The 24373-nt window shown below is 69.9% G+C and carries 23 protein-coding genes and 2 tRNA genes; 13 read left to right on the top strand and 12 right to left on the bottom strand.

Annotated features, from left to right (window positions below):
- Positions 1-127 precede the first annotated feature (127 nt).
- A complete protein-coding gene (locus ORI60_RS15160) occupies positions 128-1333 on the top strand; it encodes a peptidoglycan DD-metalloendopeptidase family protein (RefSeq protein ID WP_266037864.1) in 1206 nt (401 codons plus the stop codon).
- 81 nt (positions 1334-1414) lie between these two features.
- On the opposite strand, the gene ORI60_RS15155 is transcribed toward ORI60_RS15160, so the two are convergent.
- Positions 1415-1488, bottom strand: a tRNA-Lys gene (locus tag ORI60_RS15155).
- Positions 1489-1755: 267 nt separating this feature from the next.
- Here ORI60_RS15155 and ORI60_RS15150 point away from each other — a divergent pair.
- Positions 1756-2910, top strand: a complete 1155-nt coding sequence (locus ORI60_RS15150) for a L,D-transpeptidase (protein WP_266037863.1) — start codon at positions 1756-1758, stop codon at positions 2908-2910.
- Positions 2911-2914: 4 nt separating this feature from the next.
- On the opposite strand, the gene ORI60_RS15145 is transcribed toward ORI60_RS15150, so the two are convergent.
- The 3 genes from ORI60_RS15145 to orn form a co-directional block, all read right to left on the bottom strand.
- Positions 2915-4540, bottom strand: coding sequence for an ABC-F family ATP-binding cassette domain-containing protein (locus ORI60_RS15145; protein WP_266037862.1), 1626 nt, complete (start codon positions 4538-4540; stop codon positions 2915-2917).
- A 57-nt stretch (positions 4541-4597) separates the two neighbouring features.
- Positions 4598-4670 (bottom strand) — tRNA-His (locus ORI60_RS15140).
- Positions 4671-4735: 65 nt separating this feature from the next.
- Positions 4736-5341 (bottom strand): oligoribonuclease, encoded by a 606-nt coding sequence (orn, locus tag ORI60_RS15135; protein WP_266037860.1) that lies wholly within the window; start codon positions 5339-5341, stop codon positions 4736-4738.
- A gap of 72 nt (positions 5342-5413) precedes the next feature.
- On the opposite strand from orn, the gene ORI60_RS15130 reads away from it, so the two are divergent.
- Positions 5414-6931, top strand: a complete 1518-nt coding sequence (locus tag ORI60_RS15130; protein ID WP_266037858.1) for a helicase HerA-like domain-containing protein — start codon at positions 5414-5416, stop codon at positions 6929-6931.
- On the opposite strand, the gene ORI60_RS15125 is transcribed toward ORI60_RS15130, so the two are convergent.
- Positions 6863-8128 carry an MFS transporter gene (locus ORI60_RS15125; protein ID WP_266037857.1) on the bottom strand — a complete coding sequence of 422 codons (1266 nt, stop codon included), beginning with the start codon at positions 8126-8128 and terminating at the stop codon, positions 6863-6865. The genes ORI60_RS15130 and ORI60_RS15125 overlap by 69 nt on opposite strands.
- A gap of 71 nt (positions 8129-8199) precedes the next feature.
- Between ORI60_RS15125 and ORI60_RS15120 the strand changes: the two genes are divergently transcribed.
- On the top strand, positions 8200-9135 hold the full coding sequence (locus tag ORI60_RS15120; RefSeq protein WP_266037856.1) for a GlxA family transcriptional regulator: 936 nt from the start codon (positions 8200-8202) through the stop codon (positions 9133-9135).
- Here the strand turns inward: ORI60_RS15120 and ORI60_RS15115 are convergent.
- From ORI60_RS15115 to ORI60_RS15105, 3 genes are all read right to left on the bottom strand, one after another.
- A complete protein-coding gene (locus ORI60_RS15115; protein WP_266037855.1) occupies positions 9108-10667 on the bottom strand; it encodes a PH domain-containing protein in 1560 nt (519 codons plus the stop codon). The two genes, ORI60_RS15120 and ORI60_RS15115, sit on opposite strands and share 28 nt — an antisense overlap.
- Positions 10664-11089 (bottom strand): PH domain-containing protein, encoded by a 426-nt coding sequence (locus tag ORI60_RS15110; RefSeq protein WP_266038026.1) that lies wholly within the window; start codon positions 11087-11089, stop codon positions 10664-10666. The genes ORI60_RS15115 and ORI60_RS15110 overlap by 4 nt, the downstream gene beginning before the upstream one ends.
- A 182-nt stretch (positions 11090-11271) precedes the next feature.
- Complete coding sequence (locus ORI60_RS15105; RefSeq protein WP_266037854.1) at positions 11272-11406, bottom strand: hypothetical protein; 135 nt, start codon at positions 11404-11406, stop codon at positions 11272-11274.
- Between the two features lie 28 nt (positions 11407-11434).
- Here ORI60_RS15105 and ORI60_RS15100 point away from each other — a divergent pair, with 28 nt between their 5' ends.
- Positions 11435-12673 (top strand): helix-turn-helix domain-containing protein, encoded by a 1239-nt coding sequence (locus tag ORI60_RS15100; protein ID WP_266037852.1) that lies wholly within the window; start codon positions 11435-11437, stop codon positions 12671-12673.
- Positions 12674-12904: 231 nt separating this feature from the next.
- Here the strand turns inward: ORI60_RS15100 and ORI60_RS15095 are convergent, their stop codons facing one another.
- Genes ORI60_RS15095 through ORI60_RS15085 form a run of 3 tightly spaced genes read right to left on the bottom strand, consistent with a single transcriptional unit; the run spans position 12905 to position 15998 of the window.
- Positions 12905-14215, bottom strand: a complete 1311-nt coding sequence (locus ORI60_RS15095) for a response regulator transcription factor (RefSeq protein ID WP_266037851.1) — start codon at positions 14213-14215, stop codon at positions 12905-12907.
- 29 nt (positions 14216-14244) lie between these two features.
- Entirely contained in the window at positions 14245-15744 is a 1500-nt protein-coding gene (locus ORI60_RS15090) for an AMP-binding protein (RefSeq protein WP_266037850.1), read from the bottom strand.
- A gap of 53 nt (positions 15745-15797) precedes the next feature.
- Positions 15798-15998, bottom strand: a complete 201-nt coding sequence (locus tag ORI60_RS15085) for a hypothetical protein (protein ID WP_090010112.1) — start codon at positions 15996-15998, stop codon at positions 15798-15800.
- 175 nt (positions 15999-16173) lie between these two features.
- On the opposite strand from ORI60_RS15085, the gene ORI60_RS15080 reads away from it, so the two are divergent.
- Positions 16174-17361 carry an NAD(P)/FAD-dependent oxidoreductase gene (locus tag ORI60_RS15080; RefSeq protein WP_266037847.1) on the top strand — a complete coding sequence of 396 codons (1188 nt, stop codon included), beginning with the start codon at positions 16174-16176 and terminating at the stop codon, positions 17359-17361.
- Here ORI60_RS15080 and ORI60_RS15075 read toward each other — a convergent pair.
- Positions 17358-17831, bottom strand: coding sequence for a MarR family winged helix-turn-helix transcriptional regulator (locus ORI60_RS15075; RefSeq protein ID WP_266037846.1), 474 nt, complete (start codon positions 17829-17831; stop codon positions 17358-17360). The two genes, ORI60_RS15080 and ORI60_RS15075, sit on opposite strands and share 4 nt — an antisense overlap.
- An 82-nt stretch (positions 17832-17913) precedes the next feature.
- Here ORI60_RS15075 and ORI60_RS15070 point away from each other — a divergent pair, with 82 nt between their 5' ends.
- The 7 genes from ORI60_RS15070 to ORI60_RS15040 all read left to right on the top strand — a co-directional run bounded on the left by ORI60_RS15070 (position 17914) and on the right by ORI60_RS15040 (position 24365).
- On the top strand, positions 17914-18495 hold the full coding sequence (locus ORI60_RS15070) for an FMN-dependent NADH-azoreductase (RefSeq protein ID WP_266037845.1): 582 nt from the start codon (positions 17914-17916) through the stop codon (positions 18493-18495).
- 10 nt (positions 18496-18505) lie between these two features.
- The gene (locus ORI60_RS15065; protein ID WP_266037844.1) at positions 18506-18898 is read left to right on the top strand and encodes an NUDIX hydrolase; all 393 of its coding nucleotides are present in this window, start codon (positions 18506-18508) and stop codon (positions 18896-18898) included.
- A gap of 142 nt (positions 18899-19040) precedes the next feature.
- Entirely contained in the window at positions 19041-20468 is a 1428-nt protein-coding gene (rox, locus tag ORI60_RS15060; RefSeq protein ID WP_266037843.1) for a rifampin monooxygenase, read from the top strand.
- Between the two features lie 45 nt (positions 20469-20513).
- The gene (locus ORI60_RS15055) at positions 20514-21464 is read left to right on the top strand and encodes a tetratricopeptide repeat protein (RefSeq protein ID WP_266037842.1); all 951 of its coding nucleotides are present in this window, start codon (positions 20514-20516) and stop codon (positions 21462-21464) included.
- Positions 21464-21787, top strand: a complete 324-nt coding sequence (locus ORI60_RS15050) for a hypothetical protein (RefSeq protein ID WP_266037841.1) — start codon at positions 21464-21466, stop codon at positions 21785-21787. The genes ORI60_RS15055 and ORI60_RS15050 overlap by 1 nt, the downstream gene beginning before the upstream one ends.
- A 42-nt stretch (positions 21788-21829) precedes the next feature.
- Complete coding sequence (secD, locus tag ORI60_RS15045; protein ID WP_266037840.1) at positions 21830-23983, top strand: protein translocase subunit SecD; 2154 nt, start codon at positions 21830-21832, stop codon at positions 23981-23983.
- 10 nt (positions 23984-23993) lie between these two features.
- Positions 23994-24365 carry a VOC family protein gene (locus ORI60_RS15040; RefSeq protein WP_266037839.1) on the top strand — a complete coding sequence of 124 codons (372 nt, stop codon included), beginning with the start codon at positions 23994-23996 and terminating at the stop codon, positions 24363-24365.
- The last annotated feature ends 8 nt before the right edge of the window (positions 24366-24373 follow it).

Below are 24373 nucleotides of genomic sequence, written 5' to 3'. Positions count from 1 at the left end.
TCCACAGTTGTGGACATCCGCCAGAAGCGACCTTGACCGCGTCGGAGCACCGGTATGTCATCGGCGCGGCGGCCCCTGCAAACGCCGCCGAATCCCTGCACTGTGCCGATTTCCCCCTGGAGGGCACATGTCCCGTCCGTTGTCCGCGCGCCGATTCGCCGCGCTCCTCTCCGCACTCGCGACCGGTGCCGCCCTGGCGGTCGCGCCGTCCGCGACGGCCGCCGAGACCGACCTCGCCACGACCGTGCGCGCCACCGTGCTCCAGCAGCACGGCGACGCGCTGAAGCGGCAGTGGGACACGCAGACCCTGCGTGAACCGCTGTTCGAGCCGACCCGCACGTCTGGTGCGTGGGTGTTCGGCAGCACCACCATCCCGCTCGTCCACGGCCAGGAGCACGGGGCACCGCACATGGCGTTGTTCCTGGCCCGCAAGGAACGCTCCGCTTGGCGGGTCGAGCTCGACGGCACCTCCGGGTTCGCCGCCCTCGCCGCACAGGCGCCGTCCGGTGTGCTCAGCGACGGCGAGAAGCGGACGTTCGCGGCCAACCAGAACAACCGCGCAGAAGCACTCGCCCCCACCGGTCTCGGCCTGCCGTGGCCGGTGAACGTGGCGTGGTGGATGGGCGGCGGCCCGCACGGCAACAGCGGCAGCAGCCGGCCGTTCAGTTCCATCGACTTCAACGGCGGCGACGGACGGGTCCTGTCCGCGGGCAACGGCCGCGTCTACAAGAGTTGCGTCGTGGGCCGCAGTGCACTGGTGAAAGTCGTGCACGACAACGGTTACAGCACCACCTACTACCACATGTACAACCTGACGACGCTCGCCGACGGCAGCGCGGTGCGCACCGGCACGTACCTCGGCAACATCGGCAACGAACTGCCGTGCGGCGGTTCGAGCACCGGTGCGCACGTGCACTTCTCGTTGCTGCGCGGCAACACCCACGTGAGCGTCAACGGGATGACCATCGGCGGCTGGACGTTCTACGAAGGCTCGCAGGCCTACGGCGGCTATGCGCAACGCGGCAGCACGCGCGTCTCCGTCGGCGGCCGGATCACGAACTACGGCGGTGGCGGCACGACGCTGCCCACCGGCACGGTCGACGCGGGCCCGAACAGCACGGTGAACCTGCGGTCCGGTCCCGGCCTGAGCTACTCGATCGAGGGCACGGTCGCGGACGGTGCGGTGGTGGCCATCGCGTGCACCAGCCGCGGCGAGACCGTCGAAGGGGTCTGGGGCAGCACGAACCTGTGGAACCGGCTCGAGGACGGCAAGTGGATCAGCGACGGTTTCGTCGACACCGGCTCGAACGAACCGGTGGCCGCGGACTGCTGAGTCGTTGAGGGCGCAGCTCGGAGAATGAGCGTGGAAAGCAGAGAAGCAGGCAGAGACGAATCTCTGCCTGCTTCTCTGGAGTACGCCGCCAGGGACTCGAACCCCGGACCCGCTGATTAAGAGTCAGCTGCTCTAACCAACTGAGCTAGCGGCGCTTGTTTGTGTGCCGGAGGCTTGCTCGTTCCGACGTGAAGAACGTTAGCACAGCGCCTCCGCGCGTTCCCAATCGGCTGGTCAGCGCCGGTTTGGGGGTGCGTCGGCCACGTAACGATCCGGCCACTTGCGCAACTTCGGGCCACCCCCTGTCGTCACCTAATCGGGGGACGCCGAAACACCTTCGTGCAGGCAGTCTCGGGAGCGGCGACAAGCAGATCGGAAGTACGTCGATGGGGATGTGGAGCAGGCGCGGTCGTGGGGTGGTCATGGCGGGAGTCGCTGTGATGCTGATCGCAGGCTGTTCGGGTGGGGGCGATGGTGCGGCCGGGGGTGCCGGTGGGGAGTCGAGCGCTCCTCCTCCGCCTCCGCCGAAGCCCGTCACGCTGACGCTCGCGCTGAACAACGGCTCGGCGAACGTGGCGCCCGGTCTGCCGGTCATCGCGACGGCGGCGGACGGGAAGCTGACCGACGTCAAGCTGACCAACCCCGACGGCAAGGTCGTCGAGGGCAAGATGAACGCCGAGTCGACGCAGTGGACCAACACCGAGCCGCTCGGGTACTCCAAGACGTACAAGCTGGTCGCCACCGCCACCGGTGAGGACGGCAAGACGGAGACCAAGGAGTCGTCCTTCACCACGGTGAAGCCGCGCACGCTCACGTACGTGTCGACGAACCCGCAGGACGGCACCACGATCGGCGTGGGGCAGCCGCTCGCCTTCTACTTCGACGAGCCGGTGGCCGACAAGGTCGCGGCCGAGAAGATGCTCGAGATCACCACCGAGCCCAAGGTCGAGGGCGCCTTCTACTGGTTCAACAAGAAGGAGGTGCACTGGCGTCCGGAGAAGTTCTGGAAGCCGGGCACCAAGATCACGATGAACATCAAGGTCTACGGCAAGCACATCGGTGACGGCATCTACGGCCAGGAAGACCGCACGATCACCACGACGGTCGGCGACGAGGTCATCCACGAGGCCGACGGCCAGACGCACCAGGTGATCACCAAGGTCAACGGCCAGGTCGTGCGCACCATGCCGACCTCGATGGGCAAGCCGGCCGACGCCACCCCCACCGGCACGTACGTGCTGATGGAGAAGTACAACCACATGATCATGGACTCGACCACGTACGGTCTCGCGCTGGAGAACGGCGGCTACAAGACCCCGGTCGACTGGGCGTACCGCATGTCCAACAGCGGCATCTTCTTCCACGGCGCCCCGTGGTCCATCGGCGACCAGGGCAAGCGCAACGTGAGCCACGGCTGCCTCAACCTCTCGCCGGAGAACGCCAAGTGGGTGTTCGACAACAGCAAGCAGGGCGACGTCGTGATCGTCACCAACTCCGGCGGTCCCGTGCTGGAGCCGTGGGACGGCTTCGGCGACTGGCAGGTCCCGTGGGCCACCTGGATCCAGGGCAACCGCTAGCGGCCTAGGAGACCGTCACCTGACCGCCCGACACGGTCAGGTGACGGTTCACCTGCACCGCCTCCAGCATCCGCCGGTCGTGCGTCACCAGCAGCAACGTGCCGGGGTAGTTGTCCAGCGCCGACTCCAGCTGCTCGATCGCGGCGAGGTCCAGGTGGTTCGTCGGCTCGTCCAGCACCAGCAGGTTGACTCCGCGGCCCTGCAGCAGCGCCAGTGCCGCCCGCGTCCGTTCCCCCGGTGAGAGCGACGCCGCCGGGCGCATCACGTGCGCCGCCTTCAGGCCGAACTTCGCCAGCAGCGTCCGCACGTCGGCCGGGTTCATCTCCGGCACGGCCTCCTGGAACGCGTCCACCAGCGGCAGGTCGCCCAGGAACAGCCCGCGCGCCTGGTCCACCTCGCCTACCACGACGCCGGAGCCCAGCGCCGCATAGCCGGACGTCAGCTCGGCGCGACCCAGCAGCGCGGCGAGCAACGTCGACTTGCCCGCGCCGTTCGCGCCGGTGATCGCGACCCGGTCCGCCCAGTCGATCTGCAGGTCCACCGGGCCGAGCCGGAAGCCGCCGCGCTCGACCACGGCCGCCCGCAACGACGCCACCACGGCACCGGAACGCGGGGCCGCGGCGATCTCCATCCGCAGCTCCCACTCCTTGCGGGGCTCCTCGACGACGTCCAGCCGCTCGATCATGCGGTCGGTCTGGCGGGCCTTCGAGGCCTGCTTCTCCGTCGCGTCGGCACGGAACTTGCGCGCGTTCTTGTCGTTGTCGCCCGCCTTGCGCCGGGCGTTCTTCACGCCCTTCTCCATCCACGACCGCTGCATGCGCGCACGGGCCTCCAGCGAGGCCTTGGTGTCCGCGAACTCCTCGTAGTCGTCACGGGCGTGCTGACGGGCCCGTGCGCGCTCTTCGAGGTACGAGTCGTAACCGCCGCCGTAGAGGCGCACGGAGTTCTGGTGCAGGTCGAGCTCCAGCACGCTCGTGACCGTGCGGGCCAGGAACTCGCGGTCGTGCGACACCACCACGGTGCCGGCGCGCAGGCCCGTGACGAACTTCTCCAGCCGCTCCAGGCCGTCGAGGTCCAGGTCGTTCGTCGGCTCGTCGAGCAGGAAGATGTCGTAGCGGCTGAGCAGCAACGACGCCATGCCCGCCCGCGCTGCCTGGCCACCGGACAGCGAGGTCATCAGCGCGTCGAGGCCGACGGTGAGACCCACGTCGGCGATGACCTCGAGCGACCGCTCCTCCAGGTCGGCGCCGCCCAGCGCGAGCCACTGGTCCAGCGCGTCCGAGTAGCCCTCGTCATTGCCGGCGGTCAGCGCCTCGGTGGCCGCGTCCAGGGCGGCCTGGGCGTCCGCGACACCCGTCCGCCGGGCGAGGAACTCGCGGACTGTCTCGCCCTCGCGGCGTTCGGGTTCCTGCGACAGGTGCCCGACGTTGGCCGCGGGCGGGCTCAGCGTCACACGACCGGACTCGGCGGGAACGAGCCCGGCCAGCGTCTTCAGCAACGTCGACTTGCCCGCGCCGTTGACGCCGACGAGCCCGATGACGTCGCCGGGAGCGACCACGAGGTTCAGCCCGGAGAAGAGGACGCGGTCACCGTGGCCGGCGGCGAGGTCCTTGGCGACGAGCGTGGTCATGAAGACTCCCGAAACGTGAAGAAAGGCCCCCGCTGGTGCGGAGGCCTTTCGACAAAGGGTGAGTGACGGGACTTGAACCCGCGACACCTGGGATCACAACCCAGTGCTCTACCGACTGAGCTACACCCACCATTGCCAGTCGTTGACCGGCGAGGGAAGCATAGCAACGGCATCCACTGATATTGAAATCGGGGGTCAGTCGACGTTCTTGAGCAGGTCAGCGGCCACGGCCTGGGCCTGCTCGGTGGACGGGCCCGGCTGCGGCACGAACGCCGTCCGCCGGTAGTACGCGAGCTCCCGGATCGACTCGACGATGTCGGCGAGCGCCCGGTGCGCGAGACCCTTGCCCGGCTGCGCGTAGTAGATGCGCGGGTACCAGCGCCGGCACAGCTCCTTGATCGACGACACGTCGACCATGCGGTAGTGCAGGTGGGCGTCCAGCGCCGGCATGTCGCGGGCGATGAAGCCGCGGTCGGTGGCGATGGAGTTGCCGGCCAGGGGAGCGGTCCGCGGGTCGGGGACCCACTCCTTGATGTACGCCAGCACGGCGGCCTCGGCCTCTTCCAGGGACACCGTGGACGCGCGCACCTCCTCGGTCAGGCCCGACTTGGCGTGCATCTGCATGACGACCTCCGGCATCGAGGCGAGCACTTCGTCATCCGCGTGGATCACAATGTCCACGCCGTCGCCGAGCACGTTGAGCTCGGCGTCCGTGACCAGTGCCGCGATCTCGATCAGAGCGTCCTTGCCCAAGTCGAGTCCGGTCATCTCGCAGTCGATCCACACCAGACGATCCATCACGCCCGGAACATTACTGCGCGGAGCGTCAACTTCGAGTGGCGGCGTGCAGCAACCTGGTTACGCTCCTCGTGCATGACGGCTCAAGCTGAGATCGCTGCGGGATATGCGTCGGAGAGCGCGGCCATCGAGCTCGGTGCCGTGCTGGTCGGCGGGACGGTGGAGCCGACCGCCCACGTCCGCATCCCGCTGGCCATGGTCAACCGCCACGGACTTGTCGCGGGCGCAACGGGAACCGGCAAGACGAAGACCCTCCAGCTGCTCGCCGAACAGCTGTCGGACAACGGCGTGCCGGTGCTGATGGCGGACGTGAAGGGCGACTTGTCCGGTCTGTCGCAGCAAGGTGCGGACAGCGACAGGACGAGGGCCCGTGCCGCGGACACCGGTGACGACTGGCGGCCGGCGTCGTACCCGGTGCAGTTCCTGTCGATCGGCACGGGCGGTCTCGGCGTTCCCCTGCGGGCGACGATCACGAGCTTCGGGCCGATCCTGCTGTCGAAGGTGCTGGGCCTGAACGACACCCAGGAGTCGACGCTCGGGCTGATCTTCCACTGGGCCGACAGCCGCGGTCTGCCGCTGCTCGACACCAAGGACCTGCGCAGCGTCATCCAGCACCTCACGAGCGACGAGGGCAAGGAGGACCTGAAGGGCATCGGCGGTGTGTCCGGATCCACGGCCGGTGTGATCCTGCGGGCGCTGGTCAACCTGGAGGCGCAGGGCGGCGACAGGTTCTTCGGCGAACCGGAGCTCGACCCGGCCGACCTGATGCGCCAGCGCGACGGCAAGGGTGTCGTGAGCTTGCTGGAACTGGCCGAGCTGCAGGGCAATCCCGCGCTGTTCTCCACGTTCCTGATGTGGCTGCTGGCCGAGCTGTTCGAGACGCTGCCCGAGGAGGGTGACGTCGAGAAGCCCAAGCTCGTCTTCTTCTTCGACGAGGCGCACCTGCTGTTCTCCAACGCCTCCAAGGCGTTCCTCGACCAGATCACCCAGACCGTGAAGCTCATCCGGTCCAAGGGCATCGGCGTCTTCTTCTGCACGCAGCTGCCGACCGACATCCCGAACGAGGTGCTGTCGCAGCTCGGCGCCCGCGTCCAGCACGCACTGCGCGCGTTCACGCCCGACGACCAGAAGGCGTTGGCGCGCACGGTGAAGACGTATCCGACGACTCCGCACTACGACCTTGAAAAGGCCCTCACGTCGCTCGGCATCGGCGAGGCGATCATCACCGTGCTGAGCGAGAAGGGCGCGCCGACACCGGTCGCGTGGACCCGGCTGCGGGCGCCGCGCTCGTTGATGGACACCATCGGCAACGACGCGATCAAGCAGGCGTCCCAGGCGTCGGACCTGCACGGCAGGTACTCGGAGACCGTCGACCGCGAGTCGGCCTACGAGCAGCTGATGCGCAAGGTCGCGCCGCCGCAGGAGGAACGAGCCCCGGACGCTCCCGCCCAGCGCCAGGAGAAGGAGGAACCGGGGCTCGTCGAGAAGGTGCTGGGCAACAGCGCCGTGAAGTCGTTCCTGCGGTCAGCGGGCAGCGCCCTGGCGCGCGAGATCACGCGCGGCATCTTCGGGACCTCGCGCAAGCGACGCTGACAGCACGGCCGCGCCGATGCACAGGGCGCCCGCGACGTACCAGGCCAGGTCGTAGCTGCCCAGGTGGTCGCGGGTGAGCCCGGCCGCCGAGGCCGCCAGGGCCGCGCCGAGCTGGTGCGAGGCGAACACCCAGCCGAACACGACAGGGCCGGACATGCCGAAGTACTGGCGGCACAACGCCACGGTCGGCGGCACCGTCGCGACCCAGTCCAGGCCGTAGAAGATGATGAACACCAGCATCGACGGGTGCGCGGACTCGCTGAACAGCTGCGGCAGCAGCAGGAGCGAGAGGCCGCGCAACGCGTAGTAGCCCGCCAGCAGCAGCCGTGAGTCGACGCGGTCGGTCAGCCAGCCGGACGCGATCGTGCCCACGACGTCGAACACGCCGACCAGCGCGAGCAGTCCGGCCGCGGTCGTCGTCGGCATGCCGTGGTCGTGCGCGGCGGGGATGAAGTGCGTGCCCACCAGGCCGTTCGTGGACGCTCCGCAAATCGCGAAACCGCCGGCCAGCAACCAGAACGGCCGGGTCCTGGCCGCCGTGGCCAACGCGCCCAGTGCACGCTTGGCCGCTCCGCCCTTCGGCGGTGGGGGAGTGTCCTCGGTCGCGCCGAGCGGCAGCAGTCCGACGTCCCGCGGGTACTCGCGCAGGAAGAGCCCCGCCAGCGGCACGACGGCCAGCGCGGCGATGCAGATGACCAGCGAGGCGTACCGCCAGCCGTAGGACTCGGACAGCCACGCCACCGTCGGCAGGAACACCAGCTGGCCGGCCGCGCCGCCCGCTGTCAGCACGCCCGTGACCAGGCCGCGGTGCCGCACGAACCAGCGTCCGGTGATCGTCGCGACGAACGCCAGCGCCATCGAGCCGGTGCCGAGGCCGACCACGACGCCCCACAGCAGAACCAGCTGCCACGACGCGGTCATGAACACCGTCAGCCCGCTGCCGATCGCGACCAGCGTCAACGCGCAGGTCACCACGAGCCGCACGCCGAACCTGTCCATCAGTGCGGCCGCGAACGGCGCGGTCAGCCCGAACAGCAACAGGTTGATCGAGATGGCGAGCGAGATCGTGCCGGTCGTCCAGCCGAACTCCGCCTGCAACGGCTCGATCAACGCGCCCGGCGCCGCGCGGAACGAGGCGGCGCCCACCAGGGCGATGAAGGACACACCTGCGACAACCCAGGCCCAATGGAGTCTCACGCCGACAAGGTTCGGTGATCGCCGACCTGGCGACCAGTGGCCCGATGGCCAACATGTGAAAGAATCAGGCCATGCACCGGATCGCCGTTCTCGCGCTCGAGAAGTCCGTCGCGTTCGACATCGGCAGCTCGACGCACATGTTCGGGCGGCTGGAAGACAGGTACGAGGTCGTCGTCTGCTCGCCGGACCGCCGCCCGATCCCGACCACCGGCGGCTTCACCATCGCACCGGACCACGGCCTCGAGGTGCTCAGGGACGCGGACACGGTGCTCGTGCCGGGCACCCACTACCAGCCAGCACGTGAGGGCCGGCTCGAACCCGCCGTCCTGGAGGCGCTCACGACGACGAAGGCGCCGCGGATCATGTCGATCTGCACCGGCGCGTTCGTGCTCGCCGCGGCCGGGCTGCTCGACGGCAGGCCCGCGACCACGCACTGGAAGACCACCGACCAGTTCCGCGCGCTGTACCCGGAGGTGCGCCTGAACTCGGACGTGCTGTTCATCGACGACGGCGACGTGCTGACGTCCGCGGGCGTCGCGGCCGGCATCGACCTGTGCCTGCACGTCATCAGGTCCGACCACGGCAGCGAGGTGGCGAACTGGGTCGCCCGCTACTGCGTCGTCCCGGCGTGGCGGCAGGGCGGTCAGTCCCAGTTCGTCGACCGGCCGGTGCCGAACTACCCGGACACCTCGACCGCGCTCGCCCGCGAGTGGGCGCTGGAGCGGCTGCAGGAGCAGCTCGACCTCGCCGCGATGGCCGCGCAGGTGCGGATGAGCGTGCGGACGTTCACCCGCCGGTTCCGCGCGGAGACCGGCATGTCACCGGGCCAGTGGCTGACGCAGCAGCGCGTCGACCGCGCCCGGCACCTGCTGGAGTCCACCGACCTGCCGGTCGACCAGGTCGCGAACCACGCCGGTTTCGGCACCGGCGCGGCTCTGCGGCAGCAGCTGGCCGCGTCGATCGGGATCTCGCCGAGCGCCTACCGCCAGTCGTTCCGCTCGGCCTGATCGTCCACAGTGGAGTCGATCAGGAACGGGCGCAGCAGGTCCGGCACGGCCTCGTCGGCGAGCGCCAGCCCGTGCGACTCGCCGACGTCCGTCACGTGGTAGATGCCCGCACCCGCCGCCGTGGTCGCGCCGATCGTCATCAAACCGCTGCGGCGCTGGAAGAACGACCGCTGGATGCGCCAGCCGATGATGCCGGTGCGCTGCAACGCGACGGTGCTGCGCACGAGGGAGTTGTTGCGCGTCACCAGATACCGCTCGTCCAGTGCGTTGCCGAGCGACCGGTAGTTGTCCCAGCCGACCAGCGCGGCGAACGGGATGACCGCCACCGGGATCGGCCACGCCCACGACGGCGCCCAGACCGCGAGGCCCACCGCGATGACGACCCACGGCAGCACGTGCCGGAACATGCTGCGGCGCAACGCGGCGAACGGGTGCTTGCGCAGCCGGAGCGTCGTCGGGTCGTCGCCGACCTTCAGCACGTCGCGCGACACCTGGTGCGCCACCGACAGCGGCGCGGGCGGCAGCAGCAGGTTGCTCTCGCCCTTCGAGCCCAGGCCCGTCGTCACGGCGGCGAGCTTCGCGCCCTTGCCGGCGCGGACCAGCAGCGGTTCCTGGACGTCGACGCCGCGCAGGCGCTGCTCCTCCACCGAGACCGAGCGGGTGGTGAGCAGACCCCGTTGCACGCGCAGGGTTCCGTCCGGCTCGCGGGTCAGCCGGTAGTTCCAGAACTGGAGGATGTAGAGCGGGATCGACAGCACCAGACCGATCACGGCCAGCGCGACCAGGAACCCGGCGAACAACGCGAGGCTCGGGTTCTCGAACAGCCACTCCCACAGGTCCTGCACCGGGTGCAGGCCGAGGTCGTCGGCGTAGTTGGACAGCACGCCGAACACCGCGCCGATCGCGACGAGCCCCGACAACGACAGCGGCGCGAACTTCAGCCACTTCAGGTCGAGCTGCGAGATGACCTCGGACTCGGGCACCGGGGCCGGCTCCGCGTCCTCGCCCTCCGCCGCCTGAGCCGTCCGGGGCGCGACTCCCTTCTGCAGCAACAACAACCGCAGCCGTTCGGCCTCCTGCTGCGTCACCGCGTCGAGCGTCAGGCCGTCCGTGCCGGGGACGTCCTGCTGTCCCGTGCCGATCCGCACCGCCGAGAGCCCGAAGATCCGGTGGCCCGGCTTGGAGGTGAGGTCGACCGTCCTGATGCGATCACGCGGCACCGCGAGCTGCTTGCGGGTCAGCAGGCCCGTGTGCAGCTCGACCTGGTCGTCGGTGATGCGGTACCTCGTGGTGCGCCAGATGAGGTAGCTGAACGCGAGGATCGCCGCGACCGTCGCGCCGCTGGCGACGAGGCGCCACTTCTCGCCGTTGCCGGTGAACAGCAGCACGAGGATCGGCACCAGCATCGCGACGCCCTCGTTGAGCGGCCGCACGACCAGCATCCGCACGTGCAGGCGGTGCCACTCCTGCAGCGGCTCGACGAACTCCGGTGCGGCCGGAAGCCCGGCCGGCACCTCGGAAGGAGTGCTCACGTGGCATCACCGGGCGTGGCCTGAGTCGTGTTGGTCAGTTCCACCACGAGTCTCTGCGCGACCTCGTGCTCCAGGCCCTCGATCTCCACCGGACCGGCGGCCGACGCCGTCGTCACCGTGACGGTCGACAGGCCGAGCATCTGCTGGAACGGCCCGCGTTTCGTGTCGATCGTCTGGATCCGCGACACCGGCGCGACCCGCCACTCCTGGCTCAGCCAGCCGGAGAGGGTGTACACGGCGTCCGGCGTGGTCTCCCAGCGGTGGACGCGGTAGCGCCAGGTCGGCTCGACCGCGGTGTGCACGATCCCGACCACCAGCGTGGCGATCATGAGCACGAACTCCCACGTCGGCGGCTCGTCCACCAGCAGGAACACGACGAGCTGGGGCACGAGCAGCACGAGCCAGAAGAGGGCGGCCTGCATCGTCCACAGCAGGACGGACTTCGGGCTCACCTGGTGACGAGGCGTGCGCAGTTGCAGAGTCACCCCTCAAGGGTGCCTCACCCGTACACGGCGGTGTGGCCAGGCGTGTCAATTGGTGTGTCGACGACCGAGGTGGTCTTGCTTGCGAGGGAGGCAAGACCACCTCGGGCGGGGCGGGTCGATCAGGGGTGCGAGCAGTACGGCGGGGTGAAGCCGGTGTCGCGGTCACCGGCCGACGCCGCGCCCGACATCGCCAGCAGCGCCCCCAAACTGAGGATCACGGCCGCGACGGTTCGAGCGATAGTGTTCAACTTCATTGAGGGGCTCCTTCGTTAGGTGGCGGCCGTGGATGAGGGCAGGAAGTCGTTGACGAGGTTCGGTGCTCGGTTGCGGGCGGTCCGGCTGCAACGCGGTTTGTCGCAAAAGGACCTCGCGTGCCCCGGTGTCTCCATGAGCTACGTGTCGCGGCTCGAGTCCGGCGAACGCGTTCCGTCGCCCACCGTCGTCCGCAGGCTCGCCGAGGTGCTCGGCGTCGACCCGTCCGAGCTGGTGGTCGACGAGGACCGCACCGCGATGCAGGACGAGGCGCTGGCGTGGTGCGAGGCGCTGCTGGCGTACCACGACGGCGACCTGGTGCTGGCCGTCGATCTGCTGGAAACGCTGGGAAAGCGGTCGGACGAGGAGATGTTCGGCTGGTGCGTGCGCTGGACGCGCCTGGTGATGCTCGCGCGGCAGCGGGACCACGAGGGTCTGCTGCTGGCGGCGGCGAAGCTGCGCAAGTCGTGGTCTCCCGGTCCGGCGGTGGACGCGCTCGTGGAGATCCTGCGCGCATCCTCGTTGCGGCGCCTCGCCCGGACGGCCGAATCCGTGCGGGCCGCCACCGAGGCCGTCGAGCTGGCGAGCGGTGACGGCGAACGGGTGCGCCGCGTCCACACCCGCGCGCTCATCGCGCTGTGCGCGGAGCTCACCGCGGCCGGGCGGCTGGCCGACGCCGAACAGGTCGTGGACCAGCTTTCCGCGCGGCTGCCCGAACTCGGCGGCGACCGGCTCGCGATCTCCACGTGGTGGGTGCGCGCCAAGGTCGCGGATCGCCTGGGAGACCGGATGGAGGCCGCGCACTGCATCCGCGAGGCCGTAGCGCTGCTGGACGACTTCGACGGCGATCCCGAGTACCGCTGCCGCGTCCGGCTGGCCGGGGCGTCCATCACGTTGCGCACGCCGGGAGCGAACCTCGACGAGGTGGTCGCGTTGCTGGACGAGGTGGAGACGACGGTCGCCGCGATGCGCCGGCAGGACGGTCTGCTCGCGCACGCCCGCGCGTTGCGGGCGGAGCTGGCGCTGCGCGACGGGGAGGTCGACCGGGCCCGCGAACTGGCCGAGGTCGCGCTCGCCACCGGGGAACTCGACGCCGAGCAGCAGCTGCGGTGCCACCTGCTGCTCGTGCGGGCCGCGGACGAGGTCGACGCGGGCGGTGGTGGGGACGCGCGCACGGCGCTGGCCGCGATGCTGGAGCACATCAACCCCGAGGTCGTCGACCCGCTGCTGTGGCGGGACGTGGCACGCATCGCGCTCCGGAAGCACTGACGAGAGCACTCGGCGGCGTTGCCTCCCCATGACCGCCCCTCGCTCACCAACTGGACACCTTGTTAACGGAGCATGACACAGACCAGTTACCCATCACATCACCCAATTCAACCGCGCGCAGGTGGGTAAAACACCCGGGAACCGGCAGTTCCTCGTCAGGGACAAGCGGCCGAACGGGCGATGGTCAACAAGTGCGGTCGGACCAGTTGTCAATAGATTGACAATGCATTACTAGATGGTGGTCAGGTTCATCCACCACACGATGGCGCCGGCCCGGCCGTTGACGTCAAGGGTCGCGTAGATGCGCTGGAGGTGGTTCTGCACGGTCTTGGGGGACAGGCCGAGCGACTCCGCGACCATCGCCGTGCTCGCCCCGGCGGCCACGAGCCGCAGCACCTCGATGCCGCGTTTGGTGAGCCCTGCCCGCAGTGCGCGGGCGATCCGGGTGTTCGTGTGTTCCGCGGTACCGGTTTCGTGCAGCTCGCCGGTGCTCGGAACGCGCACCACCGCGTCCTCCCGCTTCGGCTCGAAACGCCTGTGCGCCAACTGTTCCACGAGCCGCGACGACAGGTCGTGCTCGCGCATCCGCAGCAGATCGCGGCCCTCCTGCAGTTCCCACAGCCGGTACTGCTCCAGCTGCATCCGCGCGTGGCGCAGCGCCCGTTCGAGATCGCCGGACCGTTCGTGCGCCTCGCTCAGCTGCTGGTGCGCGTGCACCGCCACTTCCCGTGCCAGGCAGCTCATCGCGAGTTCGGCGGCCTGGGAGAGCTGGGCGATCTGCTCGGGGTAGCGCGCCCGCGCGCCGCTGAGCCGCGCCCGTGCCATGAGCGCCTCCGCCCGCGCTACCGGGCGGTTCCTTCCGGCAAGCAACTGGTCAGCGCGCTGCCAGCTGCGGTGTGCGCGGTCAAGTTCACCCAGATCGATGCGCACGTGTGTCAGCAGTACGTTGACCATCGCCATCCGCACCGGGTCGCCGAGCGTCTTCCAGCGGTCGCGCACCTGGGCGCACAACGCCTCCGCGCGGCGGAGCTTGCGCACGCACGGCTCTCCGTCGAGGCTGCAGCGGTTCTCCGCGGTCCGGATCATGCAGTGCTCGTGGTACTGCATCCGCATCACCCGTGCCTGTTCGAACAGCACCGAGCCGATCAGCTCGTTGTCGCCGGTGAGCTCCGCGAGACCCAGTGCGCGGGCGAAGGAGTTGAAGCTCCGCTCCCGGGAGTCGAGCCGCAGCTCCACCACGGCACGCGAGAAGCTGCACCGGGCCTGCAGTCCGATGTGGCGGTTGGCGGCCGCGATCGCCTGCACCTTGTCGATCGTGTCGAGCGCGCTGGGCCACAGGCCCCGCTTGCCCAGCGCCACCGACTGGGCCAGGACGCCTTCGGCCACGCCTTCCGCGTCGTCCAGCCACGAGTACGCGGCGACGGCCTTCTCCGCGTACTCCAGGGCCTCGCCCGGCCTGCCCTCGTCCAGTGCTATCCGCGCCTCGCGCAGGTTGTGCACGGCGTTGGATCGCGGATCGGCGGTCCTGCCGGGAACCGTCATGGTGGAGCCCCCTCATTCGGAGGCTCACCCTAGTGGTGCTCGCGCAATTGACGTTTCAACACTTTTCCGGCCGCGTTGCGCGGCAACTCGTTGACGAAGAAAACATCCCGGGGAACGGAGTACCGCGCGAGATTCGCCTTCACGTGTTCACGCACGTGTTCGGCTGTCAGGGTTTTTGCGCCGACAACGAACGCGGCGAGGCGCTGGCCCCATTCCTCGTCCGGCACGCCGAGCACCGCCACCTCCGTGACGCCGTCCAGCGTCGAGAGGAGTGCCTCGACGTCGTGCGGGTACACGTTCTCGCCGCCGGAGACGATCATCTCGTCGTCGCGGCCGGCCACGAACAGCAAGCCGTCCTTGAGGTAGCCGAGATCGCCGGTCGACATCAGGCCGTTCAACGACTCCTTGCTGGTGCCGTTGGTGTAGCCGTCGAACAGCATCTCGTTGCCGACGAAGATCCGCCCGGTCTCGCCGGGCGCCACGGGCCTGCCCTGATCGTCCACAATGGCCAGTCTCGTGCCGAGCGGCGGCTTTCCGGCCGTGCCGGGCTCGCGCAGCATCTCCTCGGGCGTGGCGATGCTCGCCCAGCTCACTTCCGTTGAGCCGTAGAGGTTGTAGAGCACCGGCCCGAACTCCTCCAGCGTGCGGGCGGCGACCTTCGGCGGCAGGGCGGAGCCGCTGGACGCGATGACCCGCAGCTTCGGCCGGTGCTCCACCTCCAGCATGCGTTGCAGCATCACGGGAACGACGAACATCGCGGTGCACCTGTCGGCGTCCTTCAGCGCCTGCGCCGGGTCGAACCTGCGGCGCAGCACCAGGGTCGCGCCGAGCACGAGCCCGAGCTGGAACGCGGCGAGGCCCCAGGCGTGGAAGAGCGGGGAGGTGATGGAGATGACGTCCCCGTGCCGGAGCGGGATCCGGGACAGCAGCGCGGCGGCGGGCGCGAGGCTCGCGGGCTCCGGCCTGCGGGCGCCCTTCGGCGTGCCGGTGGTGCCGGAGGTGAGGATGATCAGCCGGCCGCGCGGGGGCCTGCGGGGGAGCGGCTTCGCGGGCCCGTTGGCGATCAGCGACTCGAGCTCGTCGGTGAAGAAGGTCGGGAGGTCGGGCAGGACCCCGGCGAACTCGCGGTCGGCGATGATCCTGTCGATCTTCTGGTCCTGCGCGACCTGGGCGAGCTGCCCCGCGCTCAGGCCGGTGTTGAGCAGCACGGCGTCCGCGCCGATCTTCGTGCACGCGGTCATCGTCTCGATGAAGGCGCGGCCGTTGCGGCACAGCAGCCCGACGCGTTCCCCCGGGCGGAAGGCGTGCGCGAGCCTGCTCGTGCGCTCGTTCACCTCCGCGTAGGTGAGCACGCCGTCGTCGTCGATGATCGCCGCGCGGTCCGGGTGGCGTCCCGCGCCGGTCTGGTAGCCCCATGCGAGCGTGATGTTCCAGTGCAGATACCCGCGTACGGTGCCGGCGAGCCCTCGCGGGCCCAACGGCCGGATCACTCCGGCTTTGACCAAGGTCAGCAGCACGCGGGTCACCATGCGACCCACTCTGCCATCTACCTACTTGCGAGTAGGTAACGGTGTGACGGCAGTCACATGTCTGTGTTGGACGCGCTCACGACGGCGTCGCGCAACGCCGCCCGCAGGCGGCCGACCTCCAGCGGTGTCAGCACAGCGGCCTCTCCCGGCGGCACGGTGATCACTATGTGCCCCTGGCTGACGAACACCGTCATGTCCCGTCGGCGCGAAGCGATGTCGCGGCAGCTCACCTGCCACTCCTCTTTGGCTCCCACGGGTTTCTTCCTCCAGCTCACTCGGCGCGCCGGCCCGGTGTTCCGGCGCTCGCGTCAGAGAGACGCGCGCCACCGCTCGTCATGACGACGGTTCGGCGTTCTCCGTCCGGCGACCGTGCCGAGCTGCGGATAGCGTCGCATGTGGGACGACACCAGGTCACCTGGAGGGGTGAAGATGGCGGAACCGCAACGCATTGTGATCGTGGGTACGGGCCTCGCCGGCGCCTCGGCGGCGGGAGCGCTCCGGGACCGCGGCTACGGCGGCAAGATCACCATGTTCGGCACCGAACTCCACCGCCCGTACGAACTTCCCGCGCTGTCCAAGGACGTGCTGCTCGGCAAGGCCGCGGAACCCGCGTGGGTGCACGAGCCGGGCTTCTACTCCGACAACGAGATCGACCTCCAGCTCGGAGTGTCCGTCCTGGAGCTGCGGACCGGCGATCACACGATCGTGGACTCGGACGGGGCGGTGCGGCCCTACGACCGGCTCCTGCTCGCGACCGGCTCGCGGCCGCGCGTTCTGCCTGGCGCGCAAGGACATGTGCTGCGCACGCTGGACGACTCGCTGGCGCTCAGGTCGGCGTTGCGCGAGGGCAGGCACGTCGTGATCATCGGCGCGGGCTGGATCGGCTGCGAGGTGGCGTCCGCCGCCCGCACCCACGGCTGCCGCGTAACGGTGGTCGACCCGCTGGCCGAACCGCTGGTGCGCGTGCTGGGTGCCGAGATGGGCGCGGTGTTCCGCGGCCTGCACGAGGAGCACGGCGTGGAGTTCAAGCTGGGCACCGGGGTCGCGAGCTTCTCTCCGTCCGGTGTGCGCCTCGACGACGGCACGGAGCTGATCCCGGACGTCACGGTGCTGGCCGTCGGAGCGGCACCGCGACTCGAACTGGCGGAAGCCGCCGGTCTGGAGCTGACTGACGGCGGCATCGCGGTCGACGCCGCGTTGCGCACGTCCGCCCCGGACGTGTTCGCGGCCGGCGACGTCGCGGCGCAGGACCACCCGCGCTACGGCCACCGCGTCCGCGTCGAGCACTGGGCGAACGCGAAGGACCAGGGCACGCACGTGGCGGGGTCGCTGATCGGGTTCGACGAGCCGTACCTGAAGTCGCCGTACTTCTTCACCGACCAGTACGACCTGGGCATGGAGTACCGCGGCCTCGCGGGCCCGGACGACGAGCTGGTCGTGCGCGGCGACGTCGCGTCGCGGGAGTTCATCGCGTTCTGGCTGCGCGACGGACGGCTGCGGGCGGCGATGAACGTCAACGTCTGGGACCACGGCACGGCGTTGAAGGCGCTGGTGGACGCGCAGGCGACCGTGACGCCGGAGCAGCTGCGCGAGGCGGACCTTGGAGCGCTCGTCTAGATGCAGGAGCCGTGCATGGGGCCCTCGCCGCGCGAGAGGTCCTGCAGGGCCTTGCGGATGATCATCATCTCCTGGTGGGAGAAGCGGGAGTGGAAGGCGCGTTCGACCTCGGCGAGCGCGTCACCCGCCTCCTTCTGCAGCTCACGGCCCTTGTCGGTGATCACCGGCGTGCGCACGCGACGGTCGTTCGGATCGGGGACGCGCAGGATCAGCCCGGCCCGTTCCAGCTTGTCGAGCTCGCTCGTCAGCGTCGTCTTGTCGAGACCGAGCATCGCGCCGAGCTTGAGCTGGGTGCGCTGGATCTCCTCGTTGGCGAGCGCCTGCAGCACCAGCTGGCCACGCAGCGAGATCCCGAACTTCGCGATCTCGTCGGCGAACGCGGATCCGACGCGTTGGGCGGCGCGGTGCAGCAGCCAGTTGAAGTCCCACTTCTCCAAGCAGGCTTCGATGACTCCGGACTGCTCCTCCATGTGTTCCATCCTACATCCCGGAAGAGATGTTCTCGACTCGGAACATCTTGACTCGGAAGTTCTTTGCTCGTATGTTCCGAGTATGACCAATCTGCTTCACATCGACACGAGCATTCGGTACGAGGGGTCCGTCACCCGCGAGATCTCGGGCGCGTTCGCGGAGAACTGGCGTGCCGCGAACCCCGGTGGCGGCTACGTCCACCGCGACCTGCACGCGTCGCCGATCCCGCACAAGGACGGCACGGACCAGGGCATCGCCGCCGACCTGATCGCCGAGGTCGACGCCGCCGACGTGATCCTCATCGGCGCGCCGATGTACAACTTCTCGATCCCGTCGACGCTGAAGGCCTGGATCGACCAGGTCGCGACCTCCGCGAACTTCGCCCGCGAGGACGGCACGTTCGCGTGGGGCGGCAAGCGCGTCGTCGTCGTGACGGCACGCGGCGGTTCGTACAAGCCGGGCACGCCGCGCGAGGGCTTCGACTTCCAGGAGCCGTACCTGCGCGCCGTGCTGTCGATGGTCGGCCTCGACCAGAACCTGGAGTTCGTGCACGCCGAACTGACGCTGGCGGACGTGGTGCCGCAGATGCACCAGTTCCGCGAGCTCGCGGTCGAGTCGCTGGCCGACGCGCACCGCGTGGTCAAGGAACTCGCCAGCGCCTAACCTCCGTCGTGTGATCGACAAGGTGGCATGGATCTACCTGGACGACGGCCGCGTGCTCGGCACCCGGTCGGCAGGCAAGGACACGTACTACCTGCCCGGCGGCAAGCGCGAGCCGGGCGAGTCCGACGTCGAGACGCTCGTGCGCGAGATCCGCGAGGAGCTGTCCGTCGAGATCGACGCCGCGTCGGCGCGGTACGTGGGGACGTTCGAAGCGCAGGCGCACGGCCACACGTCGGGGGTGACCGTGCGGATGACCTGCTACACCGCGTCGTTCGACGGGGAACCGGTGGCATCGGCCGAGATCGAGGAGCTCGCCTGGCTGACCACCGCCGACGCGGACCGGATCTCACCGGTCGACCGGATCATCTTCGCCCACCTGAACGAGGCAGGGCTTCTTCGCTGACCCTCTGAAACGCGGAAAGAGGAGAGCGCTGCTCTCCTCCCACTTCAACATATAGCGCACCCGGGGCCTTGCCACAAGACCCCGGGTGTGCTTCATCATTTCCCGGCCAACGTCATCCACCTGGGGAAATGGGGATCACTCCATGATCGACGTCATCATCGCCGGCGGTGGACCGACCGGCATGATGCTGGCCGGCGAACTGAGGCTGCACGGCGTGGGCGTGGTGGTGCTGGAACGGGATCCGGAGCCGACCGAGGTCGTCCGGGCGCTCGGCCTGCACGCGCGCAGCATCGAGGTCCTGGACCAGCGGGGCATCGCCGAGCGGTTCCTGGAGGCGGGTACGACGCACCCGCTCGCCGGGTTCTTCGCGGGCATCGACAGGCCCGCGCCGGAACGGCTGGACACGAAGTACCCGGTCGTCCTCGGCCTGCCGCAGCCGCACATCGAACGCCTGCTCACCGAACACGCCGTCGAGGCCGGTGCCGAGATCCGGCGCGGCAGCACGGTGACCGCGTTCACGCAGGACGACGAGGGGGTGACCGTCGAGCTCGCGGACGGCACGTCGGTGCGGGCGCGGTACCTGGTCGGGTGCGACGGCGGGCGCAGCACCGTGCGCAAGCTGGCCGGCATCGACTTCCCCGGTGAGCCGTCGCGGGTGGAGACGCTGCTCGGCGAGATGGAGATCGGCATCCCGTGGGAGGAGGCGATGCCGCTGATGCTGGAGGTCCGCAAGACGCAGAAGCGCTTCGGCATCGGCCCGATCGGCGGCACCGCGACCTACCGCGTCATCGTGCCCGCGGAGGGCGTGAACGAGGACCGGACGGTCGCGCCGACGCTGGACGACTTCAAGGAGCAGCTCGTCAAGATCGCCGGAACCGACTTCGGCGTGCACGCGCCGCGGTGGATGTCCCGCTTCGGCGACGCCACCCGGCAGGCCGAGCGCTACCGCTGCGGCCGCGTGTTCCTCGCGGGCGACGCGGCGCACGTCCACCCGCCGACCGGGGGCCAGGGGCTGAACCTGGGCGTGCAGGACGCGTTCAACCTGGGCTGGAAGCTCGCCGCGGCCGTGCACGGGTGGGCGCCGGAGGGGTTGCTGGACACCTACGAGGCCGAACGCCACCCGGTGGCCGAGGAGGTGCTCAACAACACCCGAGCGCAGATCGAGCTGATGAAGGTCGAGCCGGGCCCGCAGTCCGTGCGGCGGCTGTTCACCGAGCTCGTGCAGTTCGAGGAGGTCAACCGGTACCTGACCGAGAAGATCATCGCGGTCTCGATCCGCTACGACCTCGGCTCGGAGAACGACCTGGTGGGACGGCGGATCGGCGACCTCGCGCTCAAGCGCGGCGGGCTCTACGCGCAGATGCACGCCGGGCGCGGGATCCTGCTCGACCAGGCCGGGACGTTGTCGGCGGCGGGCTGGGCGGACCGGGTCGACCACGTCGTCGACGTCACCGAGGACCTCGACGCGCCCGCGGTGCTGCTGCGGCCGGACGGGCACGTGGCGTGGGCCGGCGAGGACCAGGCAGGCCTGGAGGGGGCGCTGGCCCGCTGGTTCGGGACGGCTCGCTGAGGTCACCCGTTCGGGGGCCGGAGACGCTTTGTCACACTGTGCGGCGTGTCCGAGCCGATGACAGCGGTCCTCTTACGAGCGGCCGACCTCACCGCCTCGGGGAAGCCGCGGCAGGCGATCGACCTGCTGCGGCCCCTCGTGGCGGCGAACCCTCGGCACGCCGAGGCCTGGTGCCGGCTCGCCGCCGCCCAGCTCGACCTCGGCGAGGCGGACAACGCCCTCGACTCGGCCAAGCGCGCGATGGTCCTCGACGGTGAGCCCGCCTGGCCTCAGCGGCTGGCGGCACTGGCCCTGAGCGACCTCGGCCGGCACCAGGAGGCGGCGGTCGCGGCGCGGGAGTCCGTGCGGCGCAAACCCGGCGACTGGCGTTGCTACGTCGTGCTCGCCGAGGTCCTGGCCGACGCGCCGGACGGCGCCGTCGAGGCGTTCGACTCGGCCCTGCACGCCTCCCAGCTCGCGCCGACCGAGGCACGGGCGTTCCAGGTGCTCGGCGACGCGGCCCTGCGGATGCGCGACTGGGGCACCGCCGAGCACGCGTACCGCACGGCGATCAAGCTCGATCCGTCCGACGCGGACTCCAAGGCGAACCTCGCGACCGTGCAACGGCGGCGTTCGGCCAGGCCCGCGCCGCTGCAGTTGAACAAGGTGCAGGTGTGGCGCGCGCTGCGCACGCTCTCGTTGCTGCTGGTCGGAGGCGGGTTGCTCGGGTTGTTCGCCGGCATGCCCCGGCCGACGCCCTACCTGGGCTTCTTCACCGGCGCGCTGGTGCTGTGCTGCCTGGTCGTGGCGTTGCGCCTGCGGCCGTTCAAGCTGCTCTTCGGTCTGCGCAAGCTCGCGGTGACCGTCTCCCTGCTCGCCGTCTCGGCCCTGGTCCTGCTCGGCTGGACCGTCGCTTTGTTCTTCGGGGCTACGACGATGCAGCCACTTGTGCTTTCCTGGTTGTGCGCTGTCGTGGGGGGAGCGCTCGTCTACGTCGGTGGAGGCAGGAAGCGGTGATGCGTCGCAACGCGGTCGCGCTCGCGTTCCTGCTGTTCCTCGGACAGCTGTTCATCGCCGCCGCGCCCGCCGAGCCCGTCGTCTCCGGTTCCGTCATCCGGCACGGCCACGACTTCGCGAACCTGCCGGTCACCGCGCCCCAGCCGCACAACCCGCACGCCGCCCAGGTGCCGCAGGCCCAGGTGGCCTCCGACGTGCCGCCGGTCGCGAAGCCCGCGATGCCGGTCCGGTTCGTCATCTCCTTCGCCCGGCGCGTGCACCGCACGCCCGACGGTCTGCGCTGGACGCCCCAGCCCGCTCGCTCACCGCCTTCCGGTCGCTGAATCCCCTTTTCCAGCAACCCACTCCGGAAGGTCTTCTCACCCATGTCGCGCGACACCGCGCGACGAGGGCTGCTCGTGCGCGCACTCATAGCGCTCGGGGTCCTCGTCGCCTCCGCTTTCCTGCTGCTCACCACCGATCCCCGCCTCGGCCTCGACCTGCGCGGTGGAACCCAGATCGTCCTCGAGGCCAAGGGCGACGCCGACGCCGCCGACCGTTCGCTGGAGGTGCTGAGGCGCCGAGTGGACGCGCTGGGCGTCGCCGAACCGGTGATCGCCCGCTCCGGCGAGAACCGCATCGTCGTCGAGCTGCCCGGCGTCCAGGACCCGCAGGAGGCCGTGAAGGTCCTCGGCCAGACCGCGCAGCTCACCGTGCAGCGGGGCGGCCAGACCGTCATGACCGGCGAGGGCATCTCCGACGCGCAGTCCGCGCGCAACCCGCAGGGCGCGGGATTCGTGGTCAACATCCAGTTCCAGGGCGACGCCCCGGCGAAGTGGCAGAAGGTGACCGGCGAGGCGGCCTGCGAGCCGTCCGGCACCCCCGGCCGGCAGATCGCGTTCGTGCTGGACGGCAAGCCGATCTCGTCCCCCGAGGTCAGCCTCGACACGCCCTGCGGCGCCGGTCAGGCGGGCGGCTCGACCACGATCACCGGCCGCTTCTCCCAGGCCGAGGCCAAGGAGCTCGCGCTGGTCGTCCGTTCCGGCGCGCTGCCCGTGCCGGTCGAGGTGATCGAACAGCGCACCGTCGGCGCGACCCTCGGCGCCGAGGCGATCGAGGCCAGCGCCAAGGCCGCGATCATCGGCATCGCCCTGACCTCGCTGTTCCTGATGTTCGCCTACCGGCTCGCCGGATTCCTGGCCGTGGTCGCACTGGTCGGCTACGCGGGTGTCGCGTACGCCGGACTGCTGGCGGTGGGGGCGACGCTGACCTTGCCGGGCCTGGCCGGCTTCGTGCTGGCGATCGGCATGGCGGTCGACGCGAACGTCCTGATCTTCGAACGGGCACGCGAGGAGTACGCGAGGAAACCCAACCTCCGCCGCGCCTCGGAGAGCGGCTTCCGCGGCGCCCTGAGCGCGATCGCCGACTCGAACGTGACGACCCTGCTGGCGGCCGGTCTGCTGTTCTGGCTGGCCACGGGCCCGGTCCGCGGCTTCGGCGTCACCCTGACCATCGGTGTGCTGGCGTCGATGTTCAGCGCCCTGGTCCTCTCCCGCGTGCTCGTCGTCTGGGCGCTCGGCACCCGGTTCGTCACCAAGCGGCCGCGCCTGAGCGGCCTGCACACGCTCGGTTTCGTCCGCCAGCGCCTGTCCGTCGTGCTGTACCGCCGCCCGTCGCTGTGGCTGATCAGCGCCGGTGCCGTGGTGCTCGTGGCCGTCGCGGGCCTCGTCGCCCGAGGCCTGAACCTGGGCGTCGAGTTCACCGGCGGCCGCATGCTCGACTTCGCCGCCGGCGGCCCCGTGGACTCCGGCCGGGTGCGCACCGCCCTGGCCGACGCGGGCTTCTCCGACGTGGTCGTCTCGTCGTCGGGCAACGAGGTCTCCCTGCGCACCGCCCCGATCGACGACGCCACCTCCGCACGCCTGGGCGAGGTCGTCTCCTCGGCCGTCGACGGCGGCGCCCGCCAGTCCAGCAACGAGCTCATCGGCCCGTCGCTGTCCTCGGAACTGCGCCGCAACGCCGTGATCGGCCTCGCCATCGCCGTGGCCGCCCAGCTGGGCTACCTGGCCGTCCGCTTCGACTGGCGCCTCGGCCTCGCCACGGTCGCCGCGCTGCTCAGCGACGTCCTCGTGCTCATCGGCGTGTTCGCGTGGATGGGCAAGACGGCCGACGGAGTGTTCCTCGCGGCCCTGCTGACCGTGATCGGCTACTCGGTCAACGACTCGGTCGTCGTCTTCGACCGCCTCCGCGAACTGCGCGGCTCCCGACTGAAGGCCTCGTACCCGGACGTGGTCTCGGACGCGGTCGTGCAAACCGTGCCGCGCACCGTGAACACCGGCCTGGGCGTGCTCTTCGTCCTGGCGGCGTTGCTGGTGCTCGGCGACGGCTCCCTGGCCAACTTCGCGATCGCCCTGCTGATCGGCCTCGTCGCCGGCACGGTGTCCACAGTGGTCACCGCCGCGCCGATCGCGATCTGGCTGGAGTCGCGCTGGCCCAGGCGAGCGGTTTTGAAGAAGCGCCCGGTGGAGGTACGCGCCTAGCGTTCTGCGCATGATCACTCATGTGCACTCGACCACCATCAACGTCCGCGACCTCGACGAGGCTCTGGGCTTCTACGTGGACGTGCTGGGCTGGGAGAAGCGGCAGGACAGCAACGAGGCGGGCATGCGCTGGCTGACCGTCGCTCCTCCCGGCGCCCAGACGGCGTTCGCGCTGTCGCAGGCGGACGGGCCCGTCGTGTCGTTCGCGGCGGGCTGCGGGATCTCGCTGATCACGGACGACATCGACGGCGACGTCGCCGGGTTCGTCGCGAAGGGGGTGACGGTGAAGGGGGAGCCGGAGACCATGCCGTGGGGTGATCGGGCCACCTGGTTCAGCGACCCTTTCGGCAACGAGTTCTTCCTAGTGCAGCTCGCTTCGTAGCAAAGTAG

It is taken from the genome of Lentzea sp. NEAU-D7 (genome assembly GCF_026242055.1).
Taxonomy (GTDB): domain Bacteria; phylum Actinomycetota; class Actinomycetes; order Mycobacteriales; family Pseudonocardiaceae; genus Lentzea.
This window is presented reverse-complemented; position numbering and strand designations above follow the sequence as displayed.

Excerpts from the sequence above, each read along its gene's own strand:
- ORI60_RS15160 (WP_266037864.1), top strand. The coding sequence starts at position 128 with ATGTCCCGTCCGTTGTCCGCGCGCCGATTCGCCGCGCTCCTCTCCGCA.
- ORI60_RS15150 (WP_266037863.1), top strand. The coding sequence starts at position 1,756 with ATGGCGGGAGTCGCTGTGATGCTGATCGCAGGCTGTTCGGGTGGGGGC.
- ORI60_RS15145 (WP_266037862.1), bottom strand. The coding sequence starts at position 4,540 with ATGACCACGCTCGTCGCCAAGGACCTCGCCGCCGGCCACGGTGACCGC.
- ORI60_RS15130 (WP_266037858.1), top strand. The coding sequence starts at position 5,414 with ATGACGGCTCAAGCTGAGATCGCTGCGGGATATGCGTCGGAGAGCGCG.
- ORI60_RS15120 (WP_266037856.1), top strand. The coding sequence starts at position 8,200 with ATGCACCGGATCGCCGTTCTCGCGCTCGAGAAGTCCGTCGCGTTCGAC.
- ORI60_RS15110 (WP_266038026.1), bottom strand. The coding sequence starts at position 11,089 with ATGCAGGCCGCCCTCTTCTGGCTCGTGCTGCTCGTGCCCCAGCTCGTC.
- ORI60_RS15105 (WP_266037854.1), bottom strand. The coding sequence starts at position 11,406 with ATGAAGTTGAACACTATCGCTCGAACCGTCGCGGCCGTGATCCTCAGT.
- ORI60_RS15095 (WP_266037851.1), bottom strand. The coding sequence starts at position 14,215 with ATGACGGTTCCCGGCAGGACCGCCGATCCGCGATCCAACGCCGTGCAC.
- ORI60_RS15090 (WP_266037850.1), bottom strand. The coding sequence starts at position 15,744 with ATGGTGACCCGCGTGCTGCTGACCTTGGTCAAAGCCGGAGTGATCCGG.
- ORI60_RS15080 (WP_266037847.1), top strand. The coding sequence starts at position 16,174 with ATGGCGGAACCGCAACGCATTGTGATCGTGGGTACGGGCCTCGCCGGC.
- ORI60_RS15075 (WP_266037846.1), bottom strand. The coding sequence starts at position 17,831 with ATGGAGGAGCAGTCCGGAGTCATCGAAGCCTGCTTGGAGAAGTGGGAC.
- ORI60_RS15070 (WP_266037845.1), top strand. The coding sequence starts at position 17,914 with ATGACCAATCTGCTTCACATCGACACGAGCATTCGGTACGAGGGGTCC.
- rox (WP_266037843.1), top strand. The coding sequence starts at position 19,041 with ATGATCGACGTCATCATCGCCGGCGGTGGACCGACCGGCATGATGCTG.
- ORI60_RS15050 (WP_266037841.1), top strand. The coding sequence starts at position 21,464 with ATGCGTCGCAACGCGGTCGCGCTCGCGTTCCTGCTGTTCCTCGGACAG.
- secD (WP_266037840.1), top strand. The coding sequence starts at position 21,830 with ATGTCGCGCGACACCGCGCGACGAGGGCTGCTCGTGCGCGCACTCATA.
- ORI60_RS15040 (WP_266037839.1), top strand. The coding sequence starts at position 23,994 with ATGATCACTCATGTGCACTCGACCACCATCAACGTCCGCGACCTCGAC.